General features: G+C 62.4%; 12 protein-coding genes. 5 read left to right on the top strand and 7 right to left on the bottom strand.

From position 1 onward, the window contains the following. Nucleotides 1-67: 67 nt before the first annotated feature. The 7 genes from BUA38_RS04645 to BUA38_RS04615 all read right to left on the bottom strand — a co-directional run bounded on the left by BUA38_RS04645 (nt 68) and on the right by BUA38_RS04615 (nt 9,445). Nucleotides 68-1,042 carry a Bug family tripartite tricarboxylate transporter substrate binding protein gene (locus tag BUA38_RS04645; protein ID WP_244553192.1) on the bottom strand — a complete coding sequence of 325 codons (975 nt, stop codon included), beginning with the start codon at nt 1,040-1,042 and terminating at the stop codon, nt 68-70. A 262-nt stretch (nt 1,043-1,304) separates the two neighbouring features. Next, nucleotides 1,305-2,537 (bottom strand): ABC transporter substrate-binding protein, encoded by a 1,233-nt coding sequence (locus tag BUA38_RS04640; RefSeq protein ID WP_244553191.1) that lies wholly within the window; start codon nt 2,535-2,537, stop codon nt 1,305-1,307. A gap of 158 nt (nt 2,538-2,695) precedes the next feature. Continuing rightward, the gene (locus tag BUA38_RS04635) at nt 2,696-3,622 is read right to left on the bottom strand and encodes a 3-keto-5-aminohexanoate cleavage protein (protein ID WP_072816912.1); all 927 of its coding nucleotides are present in this window, start codon (nt 3,620-3,622) and stop codon (nt 2,696-2,698) included. 31 nt (nt 3,623-3,653) lie between these two features. Next, complete coding sequence (locus BUA38_RS04630) at nt 3,654-4,601, bottom strand: 3-hydroxyacyl-CoA dehydrogenase (protein WP_072816911.1); 948 nt, start codon at nt 4,599-4,601, stop codon at nt 3,654-3,656. A 27-nt stretch (nt 4,602-4,628) separates the two neighbouring features. Continuing rightward, nucleotides 4,629-7,148 (bottom strand): branched-chain amino acid ABC transporter ATP-binding protein/permease, encoded by a 2,520-nt coding sequence (locus tag BUA38_RS04625; RefSeq protein ID WP_072816910.1) that lies wholly within the window; start codon nt 7,146-7,148, stop codon nt 4,629-4,631. Nucleotides 7,149-7,159: 11 nt separating this feature from the next. After that, a complete protein-coding gene (locus tag BUA38_RS04620; protein WP_072816909.1) occupies nt 7,160-8,038 on the bottom strand; it encodes a branched-chain amino acid ABC transporter permease in 879 nt (292 codons plus the stop codon). 150 nt (nt 8,039-8,188) lie between these two features. Then, nucleotides 8,189-9,445, bottom strand: a complete 1,257-nt coding sequence (locus BUA38_RS04615; RefSeq protein WP_072816908.1) for an ABC transporter substrate-binding protein — start codon at nt 9,443-9,445, stop codon at nt 8,189-8,191. Between the two features lie 182 nt (nt 9,446-9,627). Here BUA38_RS04615 and BUA38_RS04610 point away from each other — a divergent pair, with 182 nt between their 5' ends. From BUA38_RS04610 to BUA38_RS04590, 5 genes are all read left to right on the top strand, one after another. Further along, nucleotides 9,628-10,326, top strand: coding sequence for a GntR family transcriptional regulator (locus BUA38_RS04610; RefSeq protein WP_072816907.1), 699 nt, complete (start codon nt 9,628-9,630; stop codon nt 10,324-10,326). A gap of 28 nt (nt 10,327-10,354) precedes the next feature. Continuing rightward, nucleotides 10,355-11,131 carry an SDR family oxidoreductase gene (locus BUA38_RS04605; RefSeq protein WP_072816906.1) on the top strand — a complete coding sequence of 259 codons (777 nt, stop codon included), beginning with the start codon at nt 10,355-10,357 and terminating at the stop codon, nt 11,129-11,131. Between the two features lie 106 nt (nt 11,132-11,237). Then, nucleotides 11,238-12,029 carry an alpha/beta fold hydrolase gene (locus BUA38_RS04600; protein WP_072816905.1) on the top strand — a complete coding sequence of 264 codons (792 nt, stop codon included), beginning with the start codon at nt 11,238-11,240 and terminating at the stop codon, nt 12,027-12,029. A 39-nt stretch (nt 12,030-12,068) separates the two neighbouring features. Continuing rightward, nucleotides 12,069-12,956 carry an MBL fold metallo-hydrolase gene (locus tag BUA38_RS04595; RefSeq protein WP_072816904.1) on the top strand — a complete coding sequence of 296 codons (888 nt, stop codon included), beginning with the start codon at nt 12,069-12,071 and terminating at the stop codon, nt 12,954-12,956. A 103-nt stretch (nt 12,957-13,059) separates the two neighbouring features. After that, complete coding sequence (locus BUA38_RS04590) at nt 13,060-14,229, top strand: amidohydrolase/deacetylase family metallohydrolase (protein WP_072825823.1); 1,170 nt, start codon at nt 13,060-13,062, stop codon at nt 14,227-14,229. Nucleotides 14,230-14,332: the final 103 nt, after the last annotated feature.

The following is a 14,332-nucleotide window of genomic DNA, read 5'->3' as shown; positions in this document are numbered from 1 at the left end:
TTGCTGCCTGACAAGATCAGGTGAGGACTTCAGGACCAGACGTCGCTGGCGCAACTCTTCGACGCCTCTATTTGCTCGTTGCGGCTTGAAGGATCGGAATGAGCCGTGCGGCCTCGTTTTTCACGAGATCGGCGAGCGGCTTTGGCCCGCGGCGGCTAGGCGCGATGTTATCGGCGCCGAGTTCAGCCAGGCGCTTTTTGACCTGCGGCTCGTCGAGCCCCTCGTTCAGGGCGGCCGCGAGCTTGTCGACGACCGGCTTCGGCGTGCCGGCCGGGGCAAACACCGCGTATTTCACAGCGACGTCGAACTCGCCGAGGCCCTGTTCGTCGGAAGTGGGAACGTCAGGCAGCATCGGACTGCGCTGCCTGGCGGCGATCGCGAGCGCCCGCACCGCGCCGGCCTGGACCTGCGCTAATGTTCCGAGCACCGGATCGCACTCATAGTCGATTTCGCCCGAGAGCATCGCATTGAGGACCGGAGCGGTCCCGGTAAACGGGACGAGCGTCGGTTTGATGCCGATCGCAGCGTTGAGCAGCAGGCACCCGATATAGGAGATCGAGCCGACGCCGGCGTGGCCGACATTGAGCTTGTTGGCGTTGGCCTTGGCGTAGGCGACGAATTCACGCAGGTCTTTCGCGGGCAGGTCTTTGCGGACCACGAGCAGTTCGGGATATTCGGCCGCGAGCCCGACCGGCTCGAAATCCTTCTGCGGGTCATACTTCAGGTCGGGGTAGAACGCCGGCGCCAACGCATTGGTCGACATGTGGCCGAACAGGATCGTGTAGCCATCGGGGTTGGCGCGCGAAGCGCGGAGCGCGCCGATCGTGCCGCCGGCGCCGTTGATGTTCTCCACGATGACACTGCGGCCGAGGTGGCGCGAAAAAACGTCGGCGACAATTCGCCCCGTGATATCGGCCGGTCCGCCGACGGCAAACGGGACGATCATGGTGATCGTTCTCGCGGGATAGTCCTCGGTATGAGCAGGCGCGCTCAATCCGCTTGCCATCAGCAAAAGTGCGGCTGCCAGCCAATGCCTCGTCACGCTGCCTCCCTCTATCTTTTGAGGTCAGCATGTGCCGGTTGGCCAGCCAAATCAAAGCAATTTGGCGAATTTCCGCGCACATGTGTGCATGGAGCAATGCCTAGTGTGGCGACGCTGACATTCCTTTCAGTGGTCCCGCGAGTTCTTCGAAGGAACGTCTGCGTCAAAGCCACACTAGAATCATATGGTTGCTAGTGTCCCTTTGGTTCTGACATTCGTAAAAGTGCCCGCCGCGATAGGATCCGAATGTCAGAACCGGACACTAGCGCGCATTCCCCGTGGTCCCGCTGGCGCCGCCTGGGCCCGTAAATGCGTTATCGAACAATTGCCCGATCGGTTGCCAGCTTCGGCCGTCGAACTGCACCAGCCGCATTTCCTTGACGGGACGAAAATCGCTCGGGCTCGTGGTGATCGCAATTCCCGGCAGCGTTACCGAGCTGCGAAAATTTTTCAGCGATTGCGCCTGCTGCATGACGTTCTCGCGCGAGAAATCGTCGCCGCATTGCCTCAAGACCTGAGCTAGCGTTTCAGCGACCGCATAACCGAAGACCGCGTAAGAGTCTTCCTTGTCGCCTTCCGGATAATACCGGTCCATGAAGGCGAGATACTCCTTCATGGCGACATCGTCTTTCCAGGCGGGATCGCTGCCGTCCTTCAGGAACGCCGTCGAGATCACGCCGATCGCGTTTTCCAGTCCGCCGGGCCGTAGCGCGTTGGCAATCGAGGCGGCAGCGTTATCCAGAATGAGCACGGGGTGCCAGCCGGATTCGCCCAAGCGCCGGATCACCTGAGCCGCCATTGCCGGCGCGCCGTCGAATACCAGGATCTCCACGCCTGACTTGTGCAGCAGATCGAGCTGCGCGCCAAGCGAGCGGTCAGTTGCATCGAAAGCAGTATCGGCAACGATCATTCGCGCCGCATCGCCCAAGCCTTCCTGCATGCCCCGGAAAAGATCGCGGCCGAACTCGTCGTTCTGCCACAGGACGCCGATCTTCTTTTCGGGATAATAGGCCTGGATGTAGTTTGCGAAGATGCGTCCCTCGGTGCGGAACGCGGGCGGCCATCCCATGGTCCAGGGAAAGTCCTTTGGATTGGCCCATTGGTCGTCGCCGGACGCGACGAACAACTGAGGAATGCGCTTCTCGTTGAGATATTTTCGAACTGCGAGGTTACTCGGCGTTCCGAACGAGCCGAACACGAACAGCGCGTTCTCCGCTTCGACAAGGTTGCGCGTAAGGTCGACCGCCTGCAATGGATCGGAACTATCGTCGTAGGAAATGAATTCAACGGTTCGCCCGTTGATGCCGCCGCGCTCGTTGAGCATCCGGAAATAGGCGGCCTCGGCCCGCCCAATGGCGCCGAAGGCCGCAAGCTGTCCGGTATACGGCATGAGATTGCCGACGCGAATGGTGGCGTCGGACGATCTGAGAAGGGGATCGCCGGACGCGGCGAACGGCCACGCGGCAAAAAACCCGGCGACAATCCATCTGAACATGCCCATCTCCCATCATACGCGTGGGTCGAACTTCGCTCACCGGAATTGTACCATGTGCTGGCGGAAGGACTACGACCTACCGCGCGCATGGCCGTCGGTTCCGGCATTCGTACCGGGCACCAATGTCGGAACCGGGGCATGGCGAGCGGGAACCGGCCTCACACTTCGAGCTTGTCGCCGCCTTTGAGGTGGAGAATTTCGCGGGCCTCGTCGGCGCTTGCGATCTCAAGGCCGAGGCCCTCGATGATCTTGCGGGCGAGCAGCACCTGCTCGGCGTTCGAGGCCGCCATCCGGCCCGGCGCAGCCCACAACGAGTCCTCCAGACCGACGCGGACGTTGCCGCCCATGGCGGCCGCCATCGCCGCGATCGGCAGTTGATTGCGGCCCGCGCCCAGCACCGACCAGATCATCTTGTCGCCGAACAGCCGGTCGGCGGTCCGCTTCATGTGCAGCACGTCGTCGGGATGCGCGCCAATGCCGCCTTGCAGGCCGAACACGGTCTGGATGAAGAGCGGCGGCTTCACCAGGCCCTGATCGAGGAAATATTTGAGATTGTAGAGATGGGCGGTGTCATAGCATTCGAACTCGAAACGCGAGCCTGATTCCGCAAGCGTCGTAAGGACATATTCGATGTCCTGAAAGGTATTACGGAACACGATGTCCTTGTTTTCGACATGCTTGCGCTCCCACTCGTGCTCGAACTTGTTGAAGCGGTTGAGCATGCCGAAGAAGGCGAAGTTCATCGATCCCATGTTCAGCGACGCGACTTCGGGCTTGTAGGTCGCCGCCGGGCGCACCCGTTCGTCCACTGTCATGGTCGGCGCGCCGCCGGTGGTGAGATTGATCACGCAATTCGAGCGTTGCTTGATGACCTTCAGAAACGGTGCGAAGGCCTCCGGGCTTTGATCGGGCTGGCCGGTCTTCGGATTGCGCGCATGCAGATGAACAATCGCGGCGCCTGCTTCCGCGGCCTCGACGGCGGCGTCCGCGATCTCCTGTGGCGTCACCGGAAGCGCCTTCGACATCGAGGGCGTGTGGATCGCGCCGGTCACGGCGCAGGTGATGATGACTTTGCGGGGGGCCATGGATTTTTCCTTTTTGTTGAGGGGATTAGAATCAGGATTTGTCGGCTTGCTTGATCTTGTGGGCGGCGAGCGCCGCCAGGCGTTCGTTGCGCCGGGCGGTCAGGGCGGCAATGCGCTCGGTCTCCGGCTGATGCGGCCACGCCGCGATCACCTGTTCGACATTTGGGCTTTCATAGACGGCGGGACCCGCGGCCGATTCGGCGAGTTCCTTGTAGAAGCCGGTATAGCGCGCGCAATAGTCGGGGATGCCGCCGGGGGCGTTGAGTTCGATGGTCTCGAAGGGTCCAAGGAACGACCATCGCAGGCCGAGCCCGTCCTTGACGGTGTGGTCGAGATCTTCCGCGGAGATGTAGCCTTCACCGACCAGGCGGAACGCTTCGGCGAGCAGGGCGCCTTGCAGGCGGTTCAGCACAAAGCCGTTGATCTCTTTGGTGATCGTGACCGGCACCTGTCCGATCTCGCGATAGATGGCTCGCGCGCGCTCGATCGCTTCCAACGACGTCCACGGCGCGCCGCAAAGCTCGACCAGCGGCACCAGATGCGGCGGATTGACGGGATGGCCGACCAGGCAGCGCGCCCGGCCGGGCAAATCCTCGGTAAAGCGCGAGGCCGTGATGGCTGACGTCGATGAGACCAGCAACGCATCCTTTTGCGTCATTCGGTCGAGCTGGGCGAAGATGACCCGCTTGTCCTCGACCTTTTCCGGTCCGTTCTCCTGGACAAACTCGACGTCGCGCACGGCTTCCTCAAGACTACCAGCCACCGATACGCGTGCGACCGCGCCATCGGGATCGTCGGCGAGGCCATGGCGCGCCAGCATGTGCAGCTCGTCGCGAATAAGGCGCGGGGCGGCCTTGAGTGTCGCGACATGTGGATCGGTCAAGCGGACGTGCCATCCCGCGCGCGCGAAGATCGCGGCCCAGGCACGGCCGATCAATCCTGCGCCCACGATGGCGACGTTGCGTTCAGCGTTGGCCATGTCTGTCACCGATTTTCCTTCATGGGTTCATAGCCACAGCACCTTGCGGCGCAGGTCGAGATCATCGCGCAGCGCGCGCGACGGCCCCTGATGGAGGACCTGGCCGCGCTCCAGCGCCACCGTTGTATCGGACAAAGCCAGCGCCAGGTCGAGATGGTGATCGACGATGATGATGGCGATCTCCTTGCGCAGCCGGTCGAAGGCTTCGAACAATTGCTCGACCACGGCCGGCGCCAGCCCCTCGAAGGGCTCATCCAGCAGCAGCACCCGCACGTCGCCCGACAGTGCACGCGCGACCGCGACCATCTGCTGCTCGCCACCGGAGAGATAATCCGCGGGGCTGTCGAGCCGTTCACGGATGCGCGGAAAATATTCGTAGACGCGCTCGCGCGTCCAATGCACGCCGTGGCCGGTCTGCCGTTTCAACCCGCCGAGCTCGAGATTTTGTTCGACGCTCATGCCCGCAAAGAGACCGCGGCCCTGCGGCACGTAGCCGATGCCAAGGCGCGCATGCTGCGCCGAGGATCGTCCGATCAGTTCGGTTCCCCCGAGCGCGATCGATCCGCTTGCCGCCGGCGTTATCCCGATCAGCGTCTTGAGCAAGGTCGATTTTCCCGCGCCGTTGCGCCCGAGCAGGGCAACGATCTCGTTGTCGTGCAGGGTGAAGCTGACGTCGTTGAGGATGTGGCTCTTGCCGTAGAAAGTATTGATGTGGTCGATTGCAAGTAGCTTGGTCGTGCCGCTTGCCGTCTCTCGTGGCCGCGCGGCGACCTCGGCCGCTCCTGATCCGATATAGACTTCCTGCACTCGCTTGCTCTGGCGGGCATCTTCCGCGCTGCCGTCGAGCAACACGCGGCCCTCGTTCATCACGGTGACGCGATCGGCCAACTGAAACACGCGATCGATGTCGTGCTCGACGAGTAGCACCGGAATGTCGGCCGAGATGCGCTTGATGATGGCGGCAATCCGCTCACGTTCGGCCGCCGCAAGGCCGGCGAGCGGCTCATCCAGAAGCAGCACCCGTGGTGCGGTCGCGACCGCAACGCCCATGTCGAGCAGGCGCTGGCCGCCATAGGACAATGTTCCGGCCTCGGCCTCCTCGATGCCGGCGAGACCGAGATAGCGGATGACCGCATCGGTCTCGGCATTCACCGGGCCGATCGAGAGCGCCGGCGTCCACGGATCGAAGCGGTGCGGATGCCGTGCCTGCACCGCGAGGCGGATGTTTTCGGAAACGCTCAGCGCGGGAAAAAGGTTGGTGATCTGGAACGACCGGCCGATGCCGGCACGCGCGATCTGTTCAGGCGTTTCTCCGGCGATCGGCCGGCCCATCAGCGACACTTCGCCGGCATCCGGACGGTAGAGGCCGGATAGAAGATTGAACGCTGTCGTCTTGCCGGCGCCGTTCGGTCCGATCAAGGCATGCAGCGTCCGGTCCGCGATGGAAATGTCGACACCTTGAACCGCCTTGATGCCGCCGAAGCTTTTGACAATCGCGCGCGCTGACAGCACCGCGCCGTCAGTGTGCGATTTCGGCCGCAGGAATTCCGGCAGCGGCAGCACGTCGACGCGACGCCCGGCCATCGCGGCGTCTTCGACGATCTTTTTCCGGAAGGGAGCCATCAGTCGCCCGGCGACGCCGACAAGACCCGTCGGCGAAAACACGACGAACGCGACGAAGATGAGGCCGAACCAGAACAGCCAGTTTTCTGTGTAGATAGAGAGGAATTCGCGGAACAGGATGAAGAACAGCGCGCCGAGCGCTGGCCCCAAGAAATTCCGCATGCCGCCGATCACGACCATCGCCAGCAGATCGCCGGAGAATGACACCGAGATCGGATCGGCCGACGTCATGCGGTTCTGGAACAGCAGCAGGATGCCGGCGAGCCCCGTGATCGACGCGGACAGCGTGAAGGCGATGAGCTTGTAAAGATTGGCCGGGTAGCCGAGGAACCGGGCGCGTTGTTCGTTTTCGCGGATCGCGACCAGCGCGTGGCCGATGGCGGAGCGATGAAACCGCCACAACAGGATCATCGTGACGAAAGCAATCGCCGCGACGAACCAGTAATAGACGGTGGAGGACTCCAGGTTGAACCCGAACAGCGAGGGCCGCGTGATGCCGCCGAGTCCGTTCTCGCCGCCGGTCACTTCAGTCCAGCGAAACGACACCGTGTAAAGCATCGCAGCCAGCGCCAGCGTTAGCAGCGAGAAGTAGACGCCGCGCCGCCGCAGGATCAGGAACCCGAACGCGGCCGAGATCACCGCGACCACCAGTACGCCCGCAATCGCCGGACCGAAGAACTGGTCGTGCATCAGGTTGCGCTGGAGTAGCGCGGCGGCATAGGCGGCGAGCCCAAACCAGGCGCCATGGCCGAACGATACCAGGCCGGTGTGCCCGACGAGAATATTGAGCGCCATGCAGGCGATCGCGAAGATCACGACTTCGGAGGCCGACGTCATGGTCAGGCCGAGCGACAGCAGCACTGGCGGCAGCACAAGGAGCGCGAGGCTTGCGATTAGCAACGGAATGGGGAGGCTCTTCGGCACTGACTGGCGCCTCACTCAAATCGCGTGATGCGCTCGCCGAACAGGCCACGCGGCCGGAACAGCAGCACCAGAAGCATCAGGAGATAGATGGCCGCGGTTGATGCCGCTGAGTAACCGATGCCCACCATGACGCCTTTGACGACACCGACCAGAAGCGCGGCCGCGACCACGCCCCAGAACGAGCCGAGACCGCCGATCACCACGACGACAAAGGCCGGTGTGATGATTTCCTGTCCCATCGCCGGATGGATCGCATAGATCGGCGCGAGCAGCACGCCGGCGAGGCCGGCAAGCCCAATGCCGAGCGCGGCCACCGCCGACATATAAGGCTGCAAGGAAATGCCGAGCGCGCCGACCATGTCGGGGTTTTGCACGCCGGCACGCACCACGCGGCCAAACGAGGTCTTTTGCAGAAGCAGCCACAGCCCTGCGATACAGACGGCGGCAATGCCGAGCAGCACCACGCGGTAGAAGGAATAGATGAAACTTCCGATCGCCACCTGTCCGCGCAGCCAGATCGGAATTGAAAACGAGAGTGGCGGCGCGCCGAAGATCATCCGCAGCACCTGTTCGGCAACCATCGCCAGCCCGAATGTCATCAACAGCGAGAGAATGGGGTCGGCGCGATAGAAGCGGCGGAATAAAGTCGCTTCGATCACAATGCCGAGCAGTGCGACCGCAATCGGCGCCGCGACAAATGCGCCGCCAAAGCCGACGTAGGGCGACAATACCAGCGTGAGATAGGCGCCGATCGCGTAGAACGCGCCATGCGCGAGATTGACGATGCCGCCGAGCGAGAAGATCAGCGAAAGGCCGAGCGCGATCAGCAGGTAATAGACGCCGTCAAGTAGCCCGTTCAAGATCTGCTGCGTCAGCAACATGGCGGACATGGATTTCTACTTCCAGGTCGGTAGAACATTGTGGAGTGTCATTGCGAGCGGGACGAAGCAATCCAGATTTGTCGGGTGGATTGCTTCGTCGCGTTGCGCCCTTGCGCAAACGCTTGCGTTTGTCGCAGGCAAGGGCGACGAGAGTTGCGGTCAACTCGGGAAGGTGCAGCTATTCTCTTCCTTGGTCGCGGCGATCACTTCCAGGTCTTCATCCGGGCCGGGTACCGGCGCGCTCGAGGTGAAGATGTCCCACTGGTTTTTGACCTTGTCGGGAGCAAGCGCGGTCACCGCATACATCTCGTGCATCAACTGGTGATCGGAGGCGCGGAAGTAGCCCTGCCGCGTCTTGAGCACGTCGAACTTCGCGCCCTTTTCCAGATGCTGGATGATGGCTGGCGAATCCACGCTTTTGATTTCATTGACAGTCTGCGCCACGATCCTGGTGGCGACATATTCGCCCCAGGCCTGGTTTTCCGGCGGCTTGTTGTATTTCTTCGTAAAGGCCGCGACGAAAGCCTTGGTGCCGGGCGTGTCGAGCAGATGATGCCACACCACCGGCCAGGTGCCGACGAAATTGCCCTTGCCCGCGGCCCAGGCGAGCGCGGTGTCGAAGCCGAAGCCGCCGACCGGGAAGGTGAGGCCGAACTCGGCATATTGCTTGAGGAAGTTGGTGATCTGGTTGCCTGCAAGGTTGATCACCACGAGATCCGGCTTGGCATCGCGGATCTTCAAGAGATAGGCGGAGAAATCCGTGGCATCGGTCGGCACCAGATCGTCGCCGGCAAAATTGCCGCCATTAACTTCCATGAAGCGCTTCGAAACTTTCAACAGGTCGTGGCCGAACGCGTAGTCGGCTGTGAGCGAGTACCATTTCTTGCTCTTGACGAGACCGTCGCGCAGGAACGAGCGGCCGACGGTTTTGACATACATCGAATTCTGTGACTCGACGTGGAACATGTAGCGCTTGCAGTCCTTGCCGCGCAGCGCGTCCGAATTGCCGCCGGTATTGATGAACAGCGTCTTGTTGCGCTCGGCGACCTGCGCGATTGTGAGACACGAGGCGGATGAAATCTCGCCGATGATGCAGGCGACCTTGTCGCGCTCGATCATGCGCTCGGCCTTGGTGGAGGCGGTCTGCGGATTGACCGAGTCTTCCTTCAGCAACTCCACCTTGCGTCCCATCATGCCGCCGGCGGCGTTGATCTCCTCGACCGCAAGATCGATCGACATCACGGCATATTCGCCAAGCGGCCCAAGGAATCCGGTGCGCGGGGTGAGGTGGCCAATCTTGATGACGTCGGAGGTCTGGGCGCGCAGGATCGAGGGCGCCCCAAGCCCCGAGGCGAGTGCGAGGCCGCCCGCGGTCCTCAACAGGCCACGGCGCGTAAATCGATAAAACTCTGACATCAGCGTTTTCCTCCCTGCTTCAGCCGTGCGGCCGCTTTCTTGTCGGCCGCCGGAGCGTTCATTGGGCGACGCTGTTCCCCGGCTTGCCGTGATCTGTGATCACAGTTAGAGTTGCAAAAGATGGAGCGCTTGTCGAGTCCCTCGCAAGACGCTGTCCGCCAAGCTGGCCTGGAGATGACACGTTGAATTTGCCGGCCGCACTTAATCTGGTCGAGCCACTTGATCGCCAGACGCTCGGCGAGCGCGCCTACGCGCAATTGGCGGACCTGTTGATTTCCGGCCGGCTCGCGCCGGGGGAAAAGCTGTCGCTGCGCGCGGCGGCCGACGTACTCGGCGTCTCGATCATGCCGGTGCGCGAGGCGGTGTCGCGGCTGGTTGCCGACCGGGCCCTGGAAGTGGCGCCGAACCGCGCGGTGCGCGTGCCGGTGATGACGGCGGCGCAATTCCGCGATCTGACCAGGGTGCGGATTGCGATCGAGGGGCACGCGGCGGCCGAAGCGGCCCAGCACCGGAATGACGACGATCTGGCCGCGATTGCGCGGGCCGAAGAGGCGATGCGGGCCGAGAGCGAAAAATCAAAGCCCGATCTGCCGCGGGCTGTCGAGCTCAACAAGACCTTTCATTTCGCGGTCTACGAAGCCTCGCATTCTCCGATTCTGGTTGAGATCATTCGCGCGCTCTGGCTCAAGGCCGGTCCCGTGATCAATCTCGATCTGCGCGCCAACCCCGAAAGGCTCGCCAAGGGGGACGCGATCCGTTTCCATGCCGACGTGCGCCGTGCCATTGCGGCCAATGAACAGACCGCGGCACGCACCGGCGTTGCTGCCGACATCAGCGGCGCGGCGAAGGTCATTCTTTCGCGCGGCGGTCTCGCCGACTGACTTCTCTCAATAACGTTCTGGAGTGACCATGAACCTCGATATCAACGGCTTGCGCGTGCTGGTGACGGCAGGCGCCAACGGCATCGGGCTCGCGATCGCGCGCGCGTTTGTGCGCGAAGGCGCCAAGGTTCATACCTGCGACGTCGACGATGCAGCGCTTTCGGCGCTCGCCCGAACCGATCCCCAGATCACACAGACCAAGTCCGACGTCTCCGACCGCAAGTCGGTGAAGGATTTGTTCGACGAGGCCGTTGGAAACCTGCGCGGTCTCGACGTGCTGGTGAACAATGCTGGCGTTGCCGGTCCCACCTCGAAGGTCGAGGAGATGAACCCGGAAGACTGGGACCGTTGCCTCGAAATCTGCCTGACCGGTCAATTCAATTGCGCCCGGCTTGCGGTGCCGCTGTTGCGCAAGAGCAAGAACGCCTCGATCGTGAATATCTCGTCGGCGGCAGGAAGACTCGGCTTTGCGATGCGAACGCCTTATGCGGCGGCGAAATGGGGCGTGATCGGTTTCACCAAATCGCTGTCGATCGAACTCGGGCCTGACAACATCCGCGTCAATGCGATCCTGCCCGGACTTGTCGCGGGTGACCGGCAACGTCGCGTGCTGGAGGCGAAAGCGCAGCAGCGCGGCATTTCCTACGCCGAGATGGAACGCACAGCGTTTTCCTACACTTCGATCAAGGAATATGTGACGCCGGACCAGCTCGCGGACCAGATCATTTTCATGTGCAGTCCTCGGGGCAAGACGATTTCCGGACAGGCGATCTCGATCTGCGGCGATACCCAGATGCTGGGATAGGCGCGGCAAAAATGCAAAGGTCACGTCGTTTGTCAGGCGATGACAGGCAGCCGGCTATCTGTTCAATTCACGCGAGGCTGAAACTGCGGCCTACTGGAAGCGCCAAATGCATTTTGCCGAACTGAATGGTGTTGCGCTGCGCTACGAGTTGAGCGGCGCGGGTGACCGCACGCTGGTGCTCGTGCACGAAATGGGCGGCTCGCTCGAGAGCTGGGACGAAGTCGTCCCGCACTTTGCGCCATCGCGCCGCGTGTTGCGCTACGACACCCGTGGGGCCGGGATGTCGCAGAAGGCTCGAGGTGAACTTTCTTTCAGCGCCATGGCCGCCGACATCGCCGCGCTGCTCGAAGCATGTGGCATCACCGGCGAGGTGGCGCTTGCGGGCGTTGCGGTCGGCGGCGCGATTGCGCTTCAGTTCGCCGCGCAATATTCCGAACGCACCAGCGCCGTCATCGTCGGCAGTCCGGCGGCCGGTATTGCGGCAGCGCGCCGTTCGGCCGCGCTCGAACGCCTCGCCAGGATCGAGGCCGATGGGATGTCGTCAGTGGTCGAGGACGCGATGCTGAATGGCTATGCGCCGGAGTTGCGCGGCGACGCGCGGCGGTTCGAACGGTTCCGTGCACGATGGCTCGGCAACGATCCCTCGAGCTATGCGACGATCTGGCGAATGCTGGCGAACGCCGAGATGGCGGAGACCCTCGGCAGGATTCGCTGTCCGGCGCTCGTGATCGGCGGAACCCTCGATCGCGTCCGGCCGCCGGCCATTGCGCAGGAAGTGGCGAAGGCAATTCCTGGCGCGCGCTATATCGAGGTCAACACCGGACATTATATGGCGGTGCAGACGCCTGATCTGGTCGCCGATTGCATCGATAAGTTTCTGACGTCCGTCAATGCTTAACCGAACCGAATTTTTCTCCACCGTATCGAGGTTCACCACATGACGTCCCAGCCCTCGCAGCAGATCACCGGCGTGTATCATCGCAAGATCGGCGACATCGTCGTCACCGCCATCAGCGACGGCTACCTCGACGGCAATCTCGAAGTGATGCGCAACGTCGATCTCGACAAGGCCCATACGATCTTGCGCGAGGCGTTTCGCCCGGCACGCCGAACCAGCGTCAACACGTTTCTGATCCATTCCAAGGGACGGCTTGCGATCATCGACACCGGATCGGGCAATTATTTGCTGCCGACCGCAGGCATGGTTCAGCGTAATCTGGCGGCGGCCGGCATCGATCCAGAATCGATCGATACCGTGCTCCTGACCCACATGCACCCGGACCATTCCGCCGGGCTGACGGACATGTCGAACGGGAAGTTGCTGTTTCCGAATGCGGAACTCGTGATGCACGAGAACGAACTGCCACACTGGTTCGATGACGGGGCCATGGCGAGGGCCGACGAGCGGGCGAAGAAACTGTTCTTTCAGGCCGGTCGCGAACAGGTCGCGCCGTACAAGAACCGCACACGTCTGTTCAAGCAGGGCGAAGTCTTTCCCGGCGTGACCGCGGTGCCGAGCCACGGACATACGCCGGGTCACACCGCCTATTTGATTGCATCGGGCAATCATCAACTGATGATCTGGGGCGACACGGTTCATGTGCCGGAAGTGCAGACCGCGCATCCCGAAGCTGGCATGGGTTTCGATACCGATCTGGCTCAGGCCGCGGCTTCACGAAAGCGTATGTTCGATCGGGTGAGCGCCGACGGCACCCTTGTTGCCGGGATGCATCTGCACTTCCCGGGCTTCGCACGGCTGGCGCGGCGTGGCGAAGCTTACGCGCTTTACCCCGAGATGTGGGTTCACAGTTTCGAGCAGGAATGAAACCCGGACGCCAGGGGGATGACTTCAGGCGCAGTATTTGCTCAATTGCCGCCGCGGCAAAAATCCCCCGCCGCGTTGTTTTGACTTCACCCCGGAGATGATGATGTCCTTCGACCTGGTCCTGCGCGGCGGCCGCGTGGTTGATCCCTCGCAAAAACTCGATGCTGTCACCGATGTCGCTTTTTCCGGCGGCAAGGTCGCGGCGGTTGGGAACGCGCTGAAAGTAGACGCCGGGACCGATGTGCGCGACGTGTCGGGCTATATCGTCACGCCCGGCCTGATCGATCTGCACACACACGTCTATTGGGGCGGCACCTCACTCGGTATAGACGCCGAGGAATTCTGCCGTACTTCCGGCGTCACCACCGCCATCGACACCGGCAGCGCGGGCCCCGGTAACTTCGCCGGGTTCCGCAAGCATGTGATCGAACCGAGTGAGGTTCGCATTCTCGCTTATCTGCACGTCTCGCATGCCGGCATCTATGGCTTTTCGCACCGGGTGATGGTCGGCGAAAGCGAGGAAATCCGGTTGATGAATCCGATCGACGCGGTCCAGGTCGCGGACGCCAATCGCGATCTCATCGTCGGCATCAAGGTGCGGGTCGGCCGCACGTCGTCCGGTGCATCGGGCATCGTGCCGCTTCAGATCGCGCTGGAAGTGGCCAACGAGGTCGGCATGCCGCTGATGTGCCATATCGATCATCCGCCGCCGACCTATGAAGAGGTGGTGAGCCTGTTGCGCCCCGGTGACGTTCTGACGCATGCCTTCCGGCCATTCCCGAATGCGCCGTGCACCGCACAAGGCACCGTCAAACAAATCGTGCTGCAAGCGCGCGAGCGCGGCGTGTTGTTCGATATCGGCCATGGCCGGGGCTCGTTCGCCTTCAAGACTGCGCGCGCGATGCTCGCCAACGGCTTTTATCCCGACACGATCTCGTCCGACGTCCACATCCTCTGCATCAACGGCCCGGCCTACGACCAGGTGACGACGATGTCGAAATTCCTGTGCATGGGCATGCCGTTCCCGGACGTGGTCGCAGCCTCGACGGTCAATGCAGCGATGGCGCTCCGCCGTCCGGAACTCGGCAGCCTCAAGCCGGGCAGTGTCGGCGACGCCACGTTGCTGTCGATCAAGGAGGGCAAGTTCGACTACGAAGACGTCGTCGGCGAGCACCTGATCGGCGACCGCAAGATCGTGTCCGAGGGCGTCGTCGTCGGTGGACGCTGGTGGCATCCGGTGGAGTCGCCGAAATTCAAGCGGCTCGCTGGCTAAGAGCCGGCGAAAGTGCTGTGATCCGCTCAAGGGTGCGCCGAAATCGCTCGCTTTGTCGGGATGTTAGCGGCTGTTCTCTGGCATATCATTTGCAGGCAAATGG

Source organism: Bradyrhizobium erythrophlei (genome assembly GCF_900142985.1).
In the GTDB taxonomy this organism is placed as follows: domain Bacteria; phylum Pseudomonadota; class Alphaproteobacteria; order Rhizobiales; family Xanthobacteraceae; genus Bradyrhizobium; species Bradyrhizobium erythrophlei_B.
The sequence above is the reverse complement of the archived record's forward strand: the minus strand, read 5'-3'. Positions and strand labels throughout refer to the sequence as shown.